This is a genomic window from Bacillus sp. FSL R9-9497 (assembly GCF_038005805.1).
In the GTDB taxonomy this organism is placed as follows: Bacteria; Bacillota; Bacilli; order Bacillales; family Bacillaceae_G; genus Bacillus_A; species Bacillus_A cereus.
Map to the genome: position 1 here is coordinate 12,501 of NZ_JBBOTY010000001.1, position 15,000 is coordinate 27,500.

Below are 15,000 nucleotides of genomic sequence, written 5' to 3' on the forward strand. Positions count from 1 at the left end.
GTAGGCGAGGAGAGAATCCTAAGGTGTGCGAGAGAACTCTGGTTAAGGAACTCGGCAAAATGACCCCGTAACTTCGGGAGAAGGGGTGCTTTCTTAACGGAAAGCCGCAGTGAATAGGCCCAAGCGACTGTTTAGCAAAAACACAGCTCTCTGCGAAGCCGTAAGGCGAAGTATAGGGGGTGACACCTGCCCGGTGCTGGAAGGTTAAGGAGAGGGGTTAGCGTAAGCGAAGCTCTGAACTGAAGCCCCAGTAAACGGCGGCCGTAACTATAACGGTCCTAAGGTAGCGAAATTCCTTGTCGGGTAAGTTCCGACCCGCACGAAAGGTGTAACGATTTGGGCACTGTCTCAACCAGAGACTCGGTGAAATTATAGTACCTGTGAAGATGCAGGTTACCCGCGACAGGACGGAAAGACCCCGTGGAGCTTTACTGTAGCCTGATATTGAATTTTGGTACAGTTTGTACAGGATAGGCGGGAGCCATTGAAACCGGAGCGCTAGCTTCGGTGGAGGCGCTGGTGGGATACCGCCCTGACTGTATTGAAATTCTAACCTACGGGTCTTATCGACCCGGGAGACAGTGTCAGGTGGGCAGTTTGACTGGGGCGGTCGCCTCCTAAAGTGTAACGGAGGCGCCCAAAGGTTCCCTCAGAATGGTTGGAAATCATTCGTAGAGTGCAAAGGCATAAGGGAGCTTGACTGCGAGACCTACAAGTCGAGCAGGGACGAAAGTCGGGCTTAGTGATCCGGTGGTTCCGCATGGAAGGGCCATCGCTCAACGGATAAAAGCTACCCCGGGGATAACAGGCTTATCTCCCCCAAGAGTCCACATCGACGGGGAGGTTTGGCACCTCGATGTCGGCTCATCGCATCCTGGGGCTGTAGTCGGTCCCAAGGGTTGGGCTGTTCGCCCATTAAAGCGGTACGCGAGCTGGGTTCAGAACGTCGTGAGACAGTTCGGTCCCTATCCGTCGTGGGCGTAGGAAATTTGAGAGGAGCTGTCCTTAGTACGAGAGGACCGGGATGGACGCACCGCTGGTGTACCAGTTGTTCTGCCAAGGGCATAGCTGGGTAGCTATGTGCGGAAGGGATAAGTGCTGAAAGCATCTAAGCATGAAGCCCCCCTCAAGATGAGATTTCCCATAGCGTAAGCTAGTAAGATCCCTGAAAGATGATCAGGTTGATAGGTTCGAGGTGGAAGCATGGTGACATGTGGAGCTGACGAATACTAATAGATCGAGGACTTAACCATATAATATGTAGCAATGTTATCTAGTTTTGAAGGAATATGCCTTCATAGTTTGGTGATGATGGCAGAGAGGTCACACCCGTTCCCATACCGAACACGGAAGTTAAGCTCTCTAGCGCCGATGGTAGTTGGGACCTTGTCCCTGTGAGAGTAGGACGTCGCCAAGCAACTAAAAACACAAGTCATTTGACTTGTGTTTTTTTATTTCCCATGAAATAGATTTGGTTCCATTAATAAAAAATTTGAAATATAGTAAGGGATTTTTTGAGCAGAAATACTTAGAAATTGATAAATAAATGGATAATCTTCAGAACTATAACTGCCAAGTAAGTCATACCACCAATCTGTTTCATACCTAGAAATCATGCTTAAATTATAGAGCAATAAATAATGAATGAGGAGTTCAGGTAATATTGGCTTAGGATTTCTAGGATCAGTCGTAAGTGGCAAATAATAAGTATTAGTAAGATGTTCATAGTATAAAGGAGTACTGTACATAGGATTCCATGATTGAATGGGCGCTGTAAAAAGTAAATTCGATTCATTAGTCTTCTCAGGTACGTGCTGTATTGATAAATGCTTACAAGATGTTTCAATGTAACGAGAAAATCTCTCTTTAGTCATATGTAATCGATCTAGTAGGTTGACTGAAAAGGAGAGCTCATTTTTAATTGTTGAATCGATTTTATATAAAGTTGATCCTTTTTGACTATAACGAAATAAATTTTGTAATTCTGGAATATTTCCCATTAATTCTAACATGTTAAATTTTTCTGCTTCTAAGTGTTTCATGTGAAATAGTTGTTCTGCAACATGAGTAAATAATCCGTTTTTTTGTACCTTCACCTCATCTTCTAAAAATTGATACCCTTGTTTTTTTCGTTTGCGAGTTGTAACGCCATGAGCTAAAACAGTAGTGGATTCAGGATAGTTAGGGTCAATAGTTAGTAGGCATGCTTTAAAAAGTTGACTAATTCCATAAAATAACAACATTGGTTGAATGGAAAATGGAGCTGTCTTATATAATTCATAATAATTTTTCCCGTGTTCTAAGTAATAAATAAAGGGATAACAATTTTCAAAACTTTTTTTTTCGGCATCCTGAATAGAGGATTTTTCGTAACAACGGGCAAGATAACGTTGTACGTTTTGAGATGAAAAAAAGAAACTTAACTGCTGCCAAGTACAAGATGTTTGATGCATATATTACGCTCCTTTTATTGTCTAAAAATTCTAACATATATATACGTCCTTGACAGTATTTTAACCAATTGATAAGCTACTAATAATAATTTCTGGTATCATAGGGGGAACAATTATGTGGGAATCTAAATTTGTTAAAGAAGGTTTGACTTTTGATGATGTATTACTTGTACCAGCTAGGTCAGATATATTACCAAGAGAAGTAAGTGTTAAAACAGTTTTATCTGAAAGCTTACAGCTAAACATCCCGTTAATTAGTGCAGGAATGGATACAGTAACAGAAGCTGACATGGCTATTGCAATGGCTCGCCAGGGTGGTTTAGGAATTATTCATAAGAATATGTCTATTGAGCAACAAGCAGAGCAAGTTGATAAAGTAAAGCGCTCTGAAAGCGGCGTTATTTCAGATCCTTTCTTCTTAACTCCAGAACATCAAGTATATGATGCAGAACATCTTATGGGAAAATATCGTATCTCAGGTGTACCGGTTGTAAATAATTTAGATGAGCGAAAATTAGTTGGTATTATTACAAACCGTGATATGCGCTTCATCCAAGACTACTCAATCAAAATTTCTGACGTAATGACAAAAGAACAATTAATTACAGCTCCAGTTGGTACTACACTGGAAGAAGCTGAAAAGATCCTACAAAAGTATAAAATTGAAAAACTCCCTCTTGTTGATAATAACGGTGTATTACAAGGGCTTATTACAATAAAAGATATTGAAAAAGTAATTGAATTCCCAAACTCTGCTAAAGATAAGCAAGGACGCTTATTAGTTGGAGCAGCAGTTGGTGTAACAGCGGATGCTATGCTTCGCATCGATGCATTAGTAAAAGCTAGTGTAGATGCAATTGTACTTGATACAGCACATGGGCATTCTAAAGGTGTTATTGATAAGGTAAAAGAAGTTCGTGCTAAATATCCATCACTAAATATTATCGCTGGAAATGTTGCTACTGCTGAAGCAACGAAAGCACTAATTGAAGCTGGTGCAAACGTAGTTAAAGTTGGTATTGGACCAGGTTCTATTTGTACAACACGCGTTGTAGCCGGTGTTGGTGTACCACAATTAACTGCGGTTTATGATTGTGCAACAGAAGCTCGTAAACACGGCATTCCAGTTATTGCTGATGGCGGTATTAAGTACTCTGGTGATATGGTGAAAGCTTTAGCGGCAGGAGCACATGTTGTTATGCTAGGTAGCATGTTTGCAGGTGTTGCAGAAAGCCCTGGAGAAACTGAAATTTACCAAGGTCGTCAATTTAAAGTGTATCGTGGTATGGGTTCTGTCGGTGCGATGGAAAAAGGAAGTAAAGATCGTTACTTCCAAGAAGGCAATAAAAAACTTGTCCCAGAAGGTATTGAAGGACGAGTACCATATAAAGGACCTTTAGCAGATACAGTTCACCAATTAGTTGGTGGCTTACGTGCAGGTATGGGATATTGTGGAGCACAGGATTTAGAATTCTTACGCGAAAATGCACAATTCATTCGTATGTCAGGTGCTGGCTTACGTGAAAGTCATCCTCATCACGTACAAATTACAAAAGAGGCTCCAAACTACTCATTATAATGTCTTATATACAAATAGACAGAGATTTGATATCTCTGTCTATTTTTTTTTGATTATGTTAGAATAACGGTTATGTGAGTACATAGATATTGGGGGTAGCAAAAGTGAAAGGTATGTTTTGCAAAAGATTCATTGCTTTGGTAACAGTGCTTACACTAGCTTGTAGCATTTTTATGCCATATAGCAATGCATCAGCTGAAACAGGAGCCGCTTTAAACATTGAAGCAGGTGCGGCAATTTTAGTAGAAGCGAATTCTGGGAAAATTTTATATCAAAAGAATGCAGATGAATTATTATCCATTGCTAGTATGACAAAGATGATGAGTGAATATTTAGTTCACGAAGCAGTGGATAAAGGAAAACTTAAGTGGGACCAGAAAATTAAGGTTTCTGAATATGCATATAAGGTTTCACAAGATGCTTCATTATCAAATGTTGCATTAGAAAATGGTGGCTCTTATACAGTAAAAGAGTTATACGAGGCAATGGCAATCTTTTCTGCAAATGGTGCAACAATTGCATTAGCAGAAGCAATTGCAGGTAAAGAAGTAGACTTCGTAAAAATGATGAATGATAAATCGAAAGAACTAGGGTTGAAAAATTATAAATTTGTCAATTCTACAGGTTTAACGAATAAAGATTTAAAGGGAATGCATCCTGAAGGAACAACAGCGGATGAAGAAAATAAAATGTCTGCAAAGGATGTTGCAACTTTAGCACAACATTTAATTAAAGATTATCCAAAAGTGTTAGATACAGCAAAAATCCCTAAAAAAGAATTCCGTCCAGAAAAAGAGAAGTTTGCAATGTCGAACTGGAACTGGATGTTAAAGGGCTTAGTTAAAGAATATGATGGCGTAGACGGCCTAAAAACAGGCTCAACTCCAGAAGCAGGAGATTGCTTCACTGGTACGGTTGAAAGAAACGGAATGCGTTTTATTTCTGTAGTTATTAAAACAAGTTCTCATACAGCACGTTTTGATGAAACAAAGAAGCTATATGATTATGGGTTTGCTAACTTTGAAGTAAAACAAATGTATAAAAAAGGTTCTTCAGTAAAAGGACAAGAAACAGTACGAGTAGAAAATGCGAAAGATAAAGATGTAGCAGTTCAAACGAAACAAGCTATTTCACTTCCAGTGCCAAAAGGAAGTAAAGATGTTTATAAAACGGAATTAAAAGAATCAAGTAAGGGACAAGAAGCACCTATTAAAAAGGGGGCTGCGCTTGGTCAAATGGTAATTACGCCAAAAGATACAAACGACCCTGGATTTTTAACTGGTAAGTCACTGCAAGTTGATCTTGTAACAACATCTGAAGTAGAAGAAGCAAACTGGTTTACTCGTGCTATGCGCGGAATTGGTTCATTCTTTAGTGGCATGTGGAATAGTGCTGTTGATACAGTAAAAGGTTGGTTTTAAAAGCTCCTCATGATAGGAGCTTTTTTTTATTCCTATTTTTCATACCGACTTTATGAAAAAGTAGTAGACAAGCATCTGATAGTTAGTGGTAGAATGTAAGAGTATTCTTAATTTTCGCCTTTAACGGGGGAAAGCAATTCACCTAGGGGGGTTTTTGTACATGACAAATGTAACAGGGACAGAACGTGTAAAACGTGGAATGGCAGAAATGCAAAAAGGCGGCGTTATTATGGACGTAGTTAACGCTGAACAAGCAAAAATTGCAGAAGAGGCAGGCGCAGTTGCCGTTATGGCATTAGAGCGTGTACCAGCAGATATTCGTGCAGCAGGTGGCGTTTCTCGTATGGCAGACCCAACAATTGTTGAAGAAGTTATGGGTGCGGTGTCAATTCCGGTTATGGCAAAATGCCGTATCGGTCACCTTGTAGAAGCACGTGTATTAGAATCATTAGGGGTAGACTATATCGATGAGAGTGAAGTATTAACTCCTGCTGATGAAGTATACCATTTAAATAAACGTGATTACACAGTTCCATTTGTATGTGGTTGCCGTGATATCGGAGAAGCTGCACGTCGTATTGCAGAAGGTGCATCTATGCTTCGTACAAAAGGTGAACCGGGAACAGGAAACATTGTAGAGGCAGTGCGTCATATGCGCCAAGTCAATGCAGAAATCCGTCAAGTTGCGAGTCTACGTGAAGATGAGTTAATGACATATGCAAAAAATACTGGCGCTCCTTACGAAGTATTACTTGAAATTAAACGTCTTGGTCGCTTACCAGTTGTAAACTTTGCGGCAGGTGGTGTAGCAACACCAGCAGATGCAGCGTTAATGATGCAACTTGGTGCTGATGGGGTATTTGTTGGATCTGGTATCTTCAAATCAGAAAACCCAGAGAAATTTGCACGTGCAATCGTTGAAGCAACGACTCATTATGAAGATTACGAACTAATTGCAAGCCTTTCTAAAGGATTAGGTAATGCAATGAAGGGTGTCGAAATTTCAACGTTATTACCAGAACAACGCATGCAAGAGCGTGGATGGTAATTAAAGGAGAACTTTAAAATGGTGAAAATAGGTGTACTAGGTCTTCAAGGTGCAGTTCGTGAGCATATAAAATCAGTTGAAGCAAGTGGTGCAGAAGCTGTTGTTGTAAAGCGTATAGAGCAACTTGAAGAGATTGATGGTCTTATTTTACCAGGCGGTGAAAGTACAACAATGCGCCGTCTTATTGATAAGTATGCTTTCATGGAACCACTTCGTACATTTGCAAAGTCTGGTAAACCAATGTTTGGTACGTGTGCAGGGATGATTCTTCTTGCAAAAACACTTATTGGCTATGAAGAAGCACATATTGGTGCTATGGATATTACAGTTGAGCGCAATGCGTTCGGACGCCAAAAGGATAGTTTTGAAGCTGCGCTTTCAATTGAAGGCGTGGGTGAAGACTTCATTGGTGTATTTATCCGTGCGCCGTATGTTGTAGAAGTAGCTGATAATGTTGAAGTGCTTTCTAAGCATGGTGACCGAATGGTAGCGGTAAGACAAGATCAGTTTTTAGCTGCTTCATTCCATCCGGAATTAACAGATGATCATCGTGTGACAGCATACTTTGTTGAAATGGTAAAAGAAGCGAAAATGAAAAAAGTTGTATAAGTAACTTGCAACTTGTATAAGATTATAGTAAATTGATGGTAACAATTTTATAAAATAAGCGTGTTGATAGGAAATAGTAACAAATGTCGTTTCTTATAGAGAGTCGATGGTTGGTGGAAATCGATAGAAACAGTTTGTGAATCCATCCTGGAATGGAATGTGGAATATCTTTTGGATTAGTAAGCATTCCCGGTGAAGAGCCGTTATTTCTACTTGAGAGGAAAGCGGTAATGCTTTCAACTAGGGTGGCAACGCGGGTTAACTCCCGTCCCTTTATATAGGGACGGGAGTTTTTTGTGTTTTATAAAATAAAAGGAGGAGTATATAATGCTTGATATTAAATTTTTACGTACAAACTTTGAAGAAGTAAAAGCGAAATTACAGCATAGAGGCGAAGATTTAACTGATTTCGGCCGTTTTGAAGAACTTGATACGAGAAGAAGAGAACTACTTGTTCAGACAGAAGAATTAAAAAGTAAACGTAACGAAGTATCTCAACAAATTTCTGTATTAAAGCGCGAAAAGAAAGATGCAGAAGCTCTAATTTTAGAAATGCGTGAGGTTGGAGAAAAAGTAAAGGATCTTGATAACGAACTTCGTACAGTTGAAGAAGACTTAGAAAGATTAATGTTATCTATTCCAAATATCCCTCATGAATCTGCTCCAGTTGGTGAAACAGAGGATGATAATGTAGTAGCACGTACTTGGGGAGAAGTGAAAGAATTTACTTTTGAGCCAAAACCACATTGGGATCTTGCTACTGATTTAGGAATTTTAGATTTTGAACGCGCTGGGAAAGTAACAGGAAGCCGCTTCGTATTTTACAAAGGTGCTGGTGCAAGATTAGAGCGTGCTTTAATTAGCTTTATGCTTGATCTTCATACTGATGAGCATGGATATGAAGAAGTATTACCTCCATATATGGTAAACCGTGCAAGTATGACGGGAACAGGACAACTTCCAAAGTTTGAAGAAGATGCATTCCGTATTGAAAGTGAAGATTACTTCTTAATTCCAACAGCTGAAGTACCTGTAACGAATATGCATCGTGATGAGATTTTAAATAAAGAGCAATTGCCTATAAGATATGCTGCATTTAGCTCTTGCTTCCGTTCTGAAGCAGGTTCAGCTGGTCGTGATACACGTGGCTTAATTCGCCAGCATCAGTTCAATAAAGTAGAGCTTGTGAAGTTCGTAAAACCAGAAGATTCTTATGAAGAATTAGAAAAATTAACAAATGATGCAGAACGCGTGTTACAATTATTAGAGTTGCCATATCGCGTTATGAGCATGTGCACAGGCGATTTAGGATTTACAGCAGCGAAGAAATACGATATTGAAGTATGGATTCCAAGCTATGGCACATATCGTGAAATTTCTTCTTGTAGTAATTTTGAAGCTTTCCAAGCGAGACGTGCAAATATCCGTTTCCGCCGTGAGCCAAATGGAAAACCAGAACATGTTCATACATTAAATGGATCTGGTCTTGCAATCGGACGTACGGTTGCAGCTATTTTAGAGAACTACCAACAAGAAGATGGTACAATTATAATTCCAGAAGTTCTTCGCCCTTATATGGGAGGAAAAACAGTTATTAAGTAAATTTAAACATTCATCGGTATGAGTGATTGGTAATTATGAGCGTTGTCAGTACTGTAATGTAGGAAGGGGAAAGTAAAATTTTCCTTTCCTCATAATTTATTTTAGTAGGGTTGACTAACTGTTTTTCTTTTGATATTATATTTGATGTCAATATGGAGGTATACCCAAGTCTGGCTGAAGGGATCGGTCTTGAAAACCGACAGGCGGCGAGAGTCGCGCGGGGGTTCGAATCCCTCTACCTCCTCCAGATATAATTGACAACAGCGCATATAAGTGGAGATTGGAGAACTCGTTACCAACACGTAACGAGTTTTTATTTTAAAACCAATCATAAAGTATGGTGTAAGGTAATTTTGTCCTTATTACACACTCATATTCCGATGATTATCTTCATAGATATGAAAGGAGTCAACATGGATCTTATTATACAAACGTTTCCTTTAGATGGAAAAACTTTATATTATGTACAATGTCCTGTCTGTAAGAACAATAGAATTTTAAACAGTGGTGCAAACGTATCACGCATTATTAGTGATGATACATTCCGTAAACTTTGTGGTTGTACTTGTGATGTAAAACAAGCTACGAGTAAAGTAGAGGCGCCAAAACAAGTTAAAAAAGCAGCTGTAAAGAAAGCGGCGGCTCCAAAACGTACAGGTAAAGTATTAACGGCAGTAATTAACGGGAAAGAAATGACTGTTAAAGAAATTGCTGAAGCATACGATATTAGTACAAGTACTGTTCGTCAGCGCATTAACGCAGGAAAACCTGAGAGTGAAATTATTGCTCCAACAAAGAAGAAGTAATTTAATAGGAAAACCCGTGCATATGCACGGGTTTTTTATTTTACAAGTTTACGTGTTTGTTTTAAAAAATGGCCAATTTTTTTAATGATTGGTTCGATTGAATCACCATCTTTTAAAATATCGTACTCATTAATATTTAAGCGTAATACAGGGCATGAATTAAAGTTGTTAATCCAGTTTTCATAACGTCCATGCATTTCTTTCCAGTACTCAATTGGTGTTTGCTGTTCCATTGGGCGCCCGCGTTCTTGAATACGATCGACAATATCATCGAAAGAACCTTCTAAGTAAATTAATAAGTCTGGATGAGGGAAGTAAGGAGTCATGACCATAGCGTCAAATAAACCTTTGTATGTTTCATAATCAGTTTCCGTCATTGTTCCTTTTTCATGATGCATCTTTGCGAAAATTCCAGTGTCTTCGTAAATGGAACGATCTTGAACAAAACCGCCACCATATTCAAAAATTCTTTTTTGTTCCTTAAATCGCTCTGCTAAAAAGTACACTTGTAGGTGGAAGCTCCAGCGAGTGAAGTCCGCATAGAACTTGTCCAAGTATGGATTGGAATCTACTTTTTCAAATGATGTGCGATAACCTAAAGCATTAGCTAATGCAGTTGTCATAGTTGATTTACCCACACCTACCGTTCCGGCGATAGTGATTACTGCGTCATTAGGTATATCATATTTTTGCCTTAAATTCATTATTATTTCGACTCCTTTAAGAGAGTATTTTGAAGGGCAGATAGGATGACGTTTAAATCATCAGGATTTTTTACAAAATCCATATCGTCTCCATTAAATTTCAATACTGGTATTTCCGGATGATCTTTTTTAAAAGCATCCATTGCTGTTTCATAATCTTTTGTGAGTTGTAGTAAGTAATTTGGATCCATGTTTTTTTCAAATTCTCTTCCGCGCATGGCGATTCGTTTTTGCAATGTTTCTAGGCTAGCTGTTAAATAAACAATGACATTTGGCACAGGCATATCTTGTGTAAGGATACGATAAATTTGCATGTATTTGTCATATTGGGAGTCTTTTAATGTGCGGGATGCAAAAATTAAATTTTTAAAGATATGGTAATCCGCTACTACTGGTTTCCTTTGATTCAAATACTTTATGTTAATGTCTTCTAATTGTTTGTATCTATTACAAAGAAAGAACATCTCTGTTTGAAAACTCCATTCGTCGATGTCTTCATAGAACTTTCCTAAAAAGGGATTTTCATCAACAATCTCTTTTAGTAAGTGGAGTTGCATGTGAGTTGAAATTTCCTTCGCAAGTGAAGTTTTTCCAACACCAATTGGTCCTTCAACCGTGATAAATGGTACTCCGGTCACGCTGTTTCCTCCTTTCAATCAGTGATTTACCGTGACTACTAAAAACACAAAACAGAATTATTGTAGCACAAGAGGGAAGCGAGCGGGTTAATTTGATATAAAAAGTTAGAAAATAGATATATGTATTAATTAAATTTTATTTTGGTTGATGATGTTATAGTTGCTTTCAATGTAGTTTCCATTATTTTTAAAGCATGTATATTATCTTGGTCGTTGTTAGAGGCGATACAATCCTCTGGTACATACAATGTATAATTTCTCATATGAGCATCATTAGCTGTAAATAGGATACATATATTTCCGGCAACCCCTGTTAATATTAGATTTTCTATTTTTAAATAACCTAGTAATGAATTTAAAGGTGTTTCATAAAAAGCGGAATAATGTGGTTTAATAAAAATGTAATCATCAGAACTTGGAGCAATCTTATGGATTATGTTTTCGCTATATTCATTTGTACAATGAGTAATAAGTTGGTCGATATCAGATCTCCAAAGTTGATAATGGTCATTAACGTAAATTATAGGACAGCCGAAGGATTTCATTTTTTTCTTTAATTGTAAAATAGGGTTTGTTATAATTTCACATTTTTTAGCTAGAATGGGTCCGTGGGAAAATTGAAAGTCATTAATCATATCGATAATGAGCAAGGCGGTATTTTTCATATGTAATCCCCTCTCTTTTTTCTTTTAGGGTGGATTGAATTTGTAAAAGTTATCCCCTGTGTAGTAAATGGAAATAAGTGTACTTTATTTGTAATGAAAGGACTATGTTATGGAACAAGATCAAGATATTTATTTTATGCAATTAGCGATAGAAGAAGCTAAAAAGGCAGAGGAAATACAGGAAGTACCAATTGGAGCAGTTATAGTGTTAGATGGTGAGTTAATTAGTGTTGCCCATAATTTAAGGGAAACTGAGCAGAGATCAATAGCTCATGCTGAGTTGCTAGCGATAGATGAGGCATGTAAAAAATTAGGGACATGGCGTTTAGAAGATGCAACATTGTATGTAACATTAGAACCTTGTCCAATGTGTGCGGGTGGAATTGTTTTATCACGAGTGAAGCGAGTTGTATATGGTGCAAGTGATCCGAAGGGCGGATGTGCAGGGACATTGATGAATCTTTTAACGGATGAACGCTTCAATCATCAATGTGAAGTAGTATCTGGTGTACTAGAGGAAGAATGCGGTACGTTGTTAACAAGCTTTTTTAGAGAACTTCGTAAAAAAAGAAAAGCGATAAAAAAATTAGGTAAAAATAATGGGAACTAACGTATTTGCATTTTATAAAGAAACAAGTTATACTGATAATGCCTTTAATGAAGGCAACCGAATATTGGTTTTAACTTTGCCGTGCTAAGCGGGGAGGTAGCGGTGCCCTATACTCGCAATCCGCTCTAGCGAGGCCGAATCCCCTCTCGAGGTTATGTTGCTGTAAGGTCTGCCTTAAGTAAGTGGTGTTGACGTTTGGGTCCTGCGCAACGGGACCCCGTGAACCTTGTCAGGTCCGGAAGGAAGCAGCAATAAGCGGGTCTTCTCGTGTGCCGCAGGAGTGCCTGAACCGAGCTAACTGCTTGAGTAACGCTTATGGTACGTAATCGACGGAGGGTGCACGGCAGTTATATATGTATACAAAACTCACCTTTATATTAAGGTGAGTTTTTTGTATAGAAAATAACTTTTGGAATCTATAAACAGAATGGGTTATAATAAATGAGATAATAACCTTTGAGGGAGGCCGTATTTTCGTGTCATACCAAGCGTTATACCGAACATGGAGACCGCAAAAGTTCGAAGATGTAGTCGGTCAAAAGCACGTAACAAAAACGTTGCAAAATGCCCTTCTTCAAGAGAAAGTTTCACATGCTTATTTATTTTCTGGCCCGAGGGGAACAGGAAAAACGACAATTGCAAAAGTATTTGCAAAAGCAATTAACTGTGAACATGCTCCGGTAGCTGAACCTTGTAATGAATGTCCTTCTTGTTTAGGAATTACACAAGGATCCATTTCAGATGTATTAGAAATTGATGCGGCTTCAAATAACGGTGTAGATGAAATTCGAGATATTAGAGATAAAGTAAAATATGCTCCAAGTGCTGTAGAATATAAAGTATACATTATTGATGAAGTTCACATGCTTTCTATGGGTGCATTCAATGCGCTTTTAAAAACCTTAGAAGAGCCGCCAGGACATGTTATCTTTATTTTGGCGACAACAGAACCTCATAAGATCCCGCCTACAATTATTTCACGTTGTCAGCGTTTTGAATTCCGAAAAATATCAGTGAATGATATTGTTGAGAGATTATCAACGGTCGTGACAAATGAAGGTACGCAAGTGGAAGATGAGGCATTACAAATTGTTGCGCGTGCTGCTGAAGGTGGTATGCGTGACGCACTTAGTCTTATTGATCAGGCTATATCTTATAGTGATGAGACCGTTACGACAGAAGATGTATTGGCCGTAACAGGATCTGTTTCTCAGCAATACTTAGGCAATTTAGTAGAATGCATACGTGAAAATGATGTATCAAGAGCATTGCAAATCATAGATGAAATGATGAGTAAAGGGAAGGATCCAGTTCGTTTTATGGAGGATTTCATTTACTATTATCGTGATATGCTTTTATATCAAACTTCACCGCAACTAGAACATATGTTGGAACGAGTAATTGTAGATGATCAATTCCGTAAGTTGAGTGAAGAAATGCAACCGGAAGTGATCTATGAGATTATTCATACCCTTAGTAAGGGACAACAGGAAATGAAGTGGACAAATCATCCGCGTATTTTCTTAGAAGTTGTTATGGTGCAATTGTGTCAACAGTTTATGATGCAAGCAAATGGTACAGATCGTTTGCAAGCAATTATGAACAGGATGCAGCAACTGGAGAAAGAGTTAGAGCAAGTTAAAAAGAACGGTGTGCCAGCTGGTGTACAACAGGAAGTAAGAGAGACACGTGCAACACCAAAGCCGGTAAGAACAGGAAGTATGAAGATTCCTGTCGGACGTGTAAATGAAGTATTAAAACAAGCGAAGCGTCAAGATTTAGAACAATTAAAAGCTGTATGGGGTGAGTTGTTAGGAAGACTCAAATCATATAACAAAGTAGCGTTTGCTGTTTTACTAGAAAATAGCGAACCAGTGGCAGCTTCAGATGACACTTACGTTTTAGCATTTCAATATGAGATTCACTGTAAGATGGCGAGCGAAAATCGAGAAGCTATGGATACAGTAGAACAAGCTTTATTTGAATTGCTAAGTAAAAGGTTAAATATGATTGCCATTCCAAAAAGTGAATGGGGTAAAATCCGTGAAGACTTTTTACAACGTGAAGGTGGAGAGTCTGAAGAAAGCCCAGAGAAAAGGGAAGACCCTCTTATAGAAGAGGCAGTGAAATTAGTAGGGCAAGAACTCATTGAAATAAAAGAGTAATAATAATTAGGAGGAATTAATTATGATGCGTGGCGGAATGGGAAATATGAATAACATGATGAAACAAATGCAAAAGATGCAAAAGGACATGGCGAAAGCACAAGAAGAGCTTGGTGAAAAAACAGTTGAAGGTACAGCTGGCGGCGGAATGATTACAGTTATCGCAAATGGTCACAAGCAAATTCTTGAAGTGAAGATTAAAGAAGAAGTTGTAGATCCAGAAGATATCGAAATGTTACAAGACTTAGTGTTAGCTGCAACAAATGATGCACTTAAAAAGGCTGATGAGCTTTCAAACTCTACAATGGGTAAATTTACAAAAGGCTTAAACTTACCAGGTGGAATGTTCTAGGAGGATATTGATACATGCATTATCCAGAACCAATATCAAAACTAATCGATAGTTTTATGAAGTTGCCAGGTATCGGACCGAAAACAGCGGTTCGATTGGCATTTTTCGTATTAGATATGAAAGAAGATGACGTGTTAGGTTTCGCGAAAGCACTTGTAAATGCGAAGCGAGATTTAGCGTACTGTTCTGTATGCGGACATATTACTGATCGTGATCCTTGTTATATTTGTAATGATTCACATCGAGATCAATCAGTTGTTTGTGTCGTGCAAGAACCGAAAGATGTAATCGCGATGGAAAAAATGAAAGAGTATCAAGGTGTATATCATGTGTTACGTGGTGCGATTT

14 protein-coding genes, 1 tRNA gene, 2 rRNA genes, 1 other RNA gene and 1 other annotated feature (2 of these 19 running past the window's edge) are annotated in these 15,000 nt (G+C 38.4%); of the genes, 14 read left to right on the plus strand and 4 right to left on the minus strand.

Translation table 11 applies throughout. The annotated features are described in order from the left end of the window. Nucleotides 1-1,253, plus strand: a 23S ribosomal RNA gene (locus MKY21_RS00050) (it extends 1,670 nt beyond the left edge of the window). A 48-nt stretch (nt 1,254-1,301) separates the two neighbouring features. After that, nucleotides 1,302-1,417: ribosomal RNA gene (gene rrf, locus MKY21_RS00055) — 5S ribosomal RNA — on the plus strand. Nucleotides 1,418-1,451: 34 nt separating this feature from the next. Here rrf and MKY21_RS00060 read toward each other — a convergent pair. After that, entirely contained in the window at nt 1,452-2,453 is a 1,002-nt protein-coding gene (locus MKY21_RS00060; protein ID WP_000554288.1) for a YaaC family protein, read from the minus strand. Between the two features lie 115 nt (nt 2,454-2,568). On the opposite strand from MKY21_RS00060, the gene guaB reads away from it, so the two are divergent. From guaB to MKY21_RS00095, 7 genes are all read left to right on the plus strand, one after another. Then, nucleotides 2,569-4,032 (plus strand): IMP dehydrogenase, encoded by a 1,464-nt coding sequence (gene guaB, locus MKY21_RS00065; RefSeq protein ID WP_000264088.1) that lies wholly within the window; start codon nt 2,569-2,571, stop codon nt 4,030-4,032. Between the two features lie 113 nt (nt 4,033-4,145). Continuing rightward, entirely contained in the window at nt 4,146-5,453 is a 1,308-nt protein-coding gene (gene dacA / locus MKY21_RS00070) for a D-alanyl-D-alanine carboxypeptidase DacA (RefSeq protein ID WP_125653127.1), read from the plus strand. Nucleotides 5,454-5,613: 160 nt separating this feature from the next. Next, on the plus strand, nt 5,614-6,501 hold the full coding sequence (pdxS, locus tag MKY21_RS00075; RefSeq protein ID WP_000186165.1) for a pyridoxal 5'-phosphate synthase lyase subunit PdxS: 888 nt from the start codon (nt 5,614-5,616) through the stop codon (nt 6,499-6,501). Between the two features lie 18 nt (nt 6,502-6,519). Beyond that, the gene (gene pdxT, locus MKY21_RS00080; RefSeq protein ID WP_000238771.1) at nt 6,520-7,110 is read left to right on the plus strand and encodes a pyridoxal 5'-phosphate synthase glutaminase subunit PdxT; all 591 of its coding nucleotides are present in this window, start codon (nt 6,520-6,522) and stop codon (nt 7,108-7,110) included. A gap of 54 nt (nt 7,111-7,164) precedes the next feature. After that, nucleotides 7,165-7,386: a binding site (T-box leader), on the plus strand. 51 nt (nt 7,387-7,437) lie between these two features. Next, a complete protein-coding gene (gene serS / locus MKY21_RS00085) occupies nt 7,438-8,712 on the plus strand; it encodes a serine--tRNA ligase (RefSeq protein ID WP_000884186.1) in 1,275 nt (424 codons plus the stop codon). Nucleotides 8,713-8,866: 154 nt separating this feature from the next. After that, nucleotides 8,867-8,959, plus strand: a tRNA-Ser gene (locus tag MKY21_RS00090). A 166-nt stretch (nt 8,960-9,125) separates the two neighbouring features. After that, nucleotides 9,126-9,518: a DUF3797 domain-containing protein gene (locus MKY21_RS00095; RefSeq protein WP_000364196.1), complete on the plus strand. Its 393-nt coding sequence runs from the start codon at nt 9,126-9,128 to the stop codon at nt 9,516-9,518. 35 nt (nt 9,519-9,553) lie between these two features. Here the strand turns inward: MKY21_RS00095 and MKY21_RS00100 are convergent, their stop codons facing one another. The 3 genes from MKY21_RS00100 to MKY21_RS00110 form a co-directional block, all read right to left on the minus strand. Next, nucleotides 9,554-10,222 (minus strand): deoxynucleoside kinase, encoded by a 669-nt coding sequence (locus tag MKY21_RS00100; RefSeq protein ID WP_001053585.1) that lies wholly within the window; start codon nt 10,220-10,222, stop codon nt 9,554-9,556. A 2-nt stretch (nt 10,223-10,224) separates the two neighbouring features. After that, nucleotides 10,225-10,860: a deoxynucleoside kinase gene (locus MKY21_RS00105; RefSeq protein WP_000148218.1), complete on the minus strand. Its 636-nt coding sequence runs from the start codon at nt 10,858-10,860 to the stop codon at nt 10,225-10,227. Between the two features lie 125 nt (nt 10,861-10,985). Next, nucleotides 10,986-11,525 (minus strand): isochorismatase family cysteine hydrolase, encoded by a 540-nt coding sequence (locus MKY21_RS00110; RefSeq protein ID WP_000798712.1) that lies wholly within the window; start codon nt 11,523-11,525, stop codon nt 10,986-10,988. 109 nt (nt 11,526-11,634) lie between these two features. Here MKY21_RS00110 and tadA point away from each other — a divergent pair, with 109 nt between their 5' ends. The 5 genes from tadA to recR form a co-directional block, all read left to right on the plus strand. Continuing rightward, entirely contained in the window at nt 11,635-12,135 is a 501-nt protein-coding gene (gene tadA / locus MKY21_RS00115; protein WP_044797437.1) for a tRNA adenosine(34) deaminase TadA, read from the plus strand. A 79-nt stretch (nt 12,136-12,214) separates the two neighbouring features. Continuing rightward, an RNA gene (gene ffs, locus MKY21_RS00120) (signal recognition particle sRNA large type) lies at nt 12,215-12,479 on the plus strand. Between the two features lie 132 nt (nt 12,480-12,611). Further along, nucleotides 12,612-14,300 (plus strand): DNA polymerase III subunit gamma/tau, encoded by a 1,689-nt coding sequence (gene dnaX, locus MKY21_RS00125; protein ID WP_000121577.1) that lies wholly within the window; start codon nt 12,612-12,614, stop codon nt 14,298-14,300. A gap of 25 nt (nt 14,301-14,325) precedes the next feature. Beyond that, the gene (locus tag MKY21_RS00130) at nt 14,326-14,652 is read left to right on the plus strand and encodes a YbaB/EbfC family nucleoid-associated protein (RefSeq protein ID WP_014894853.1); all 327 of its coding nucleotides are present in this window, start codon (nt 14,326-14,328) and stop codon (nt 14,650-14,652) included. Nucleotides 14,653-14,666: 14 nt separating this feature from the next. Further along, nucleotides 14,667-15,000, plus strand: partial view of a recombination protein RecR gene (gene recR, locus MKY21_RS00135; protein ID WP_000559169.1) — the 5' portion only. It continues 263 nt past the right edge of the window; 334 of the gene's 597 nt are visible here — the first part of the coding sequence; it begins with the start codon at nt 14,667-14,669; its stop codon lies beyond the right edge, outside the window.

What these genes read in the sequence shown, in the direction of transcription:
- MKY21_RS00060 (WP_000554288.1), bottom strand. Translation starts at nt 2,453, where the DNA reads ATGCATCAAACATCTTGTACTTGGCAGCAGTTAAGTTTCTTTTTTTCA.
- guaB (WP_000264088.1), top strand. Translation starts at nt 2,569, where the DNA reads ATGTGGGAATCTAAATTTGTTAAAGAAGGTTTGACTTTTGATGATGTA.
- dacA (WP_125653127.1), top strand. Translation starts at nt 4,146, where the DNA reads ATGTTTTGCAAAAGATTCATTGCTTTGGTAACAGTGCTTACACTAGCT.
- pdxS (WP_000186165.1), top strand. Translation starts at nt 5,614, where the DNA reads ATGACAAATGTAACAGGGACAGAACGTGTAAAACGTGGAATGGCAGAA.
- pdxT (WP_000238771.1), top strand. Translation starts at nt 6,520, where the DNA reads ATGGTGAAAATAGGTGTACTAGGTCTTCAAGGTGCAGTTCGTGAGCAT.
- serS (WP_000884186.1), top strand. Translation starts at nt 7,438, where the DNA reads ATGCTTGATATTAAATTTTTACGTACAAACTTTGAAGAAGTAAAAGCG.
- MKY21_RS00095 (WP_000364196.1), top strand. Translation starts at nt 9,126, where the DNA reads ATGGATCTTATTATACAAACGTTTCCTTTAGATGGAAAAACTTTATAT.
- MKY21_RS00100 (WP_001053585.1), bottom strand. Translation starts at nt 10,222, where the DNA reads ATGAATTTAAGGCAAAAATATGATATACCTAATGACGCAGTAATCACT.
- MKY21_RS00110 (WP_000798712.1), bottom strand. Translation starts at nt 11,525, where the DNA reads ATGAAAAATACCGCCTTGCTCATTATCGATATGATTAATGACTTTCAA.
- tadA (WP_044797437.1), top strand. Translation starts at nt 11,635, where the DNA reads ATGGAACAAGATCAAGATATTTATTTTATGCAATTAGCGATAGAAGAA.
- MKY21_RS00130 (WP_014894853.1), top strand. Translation starts at nt 14,326, where the DNA reads ATGCGTGGCGGAATGGGAAATATGAATAACATGATGAAACAAATGCAA.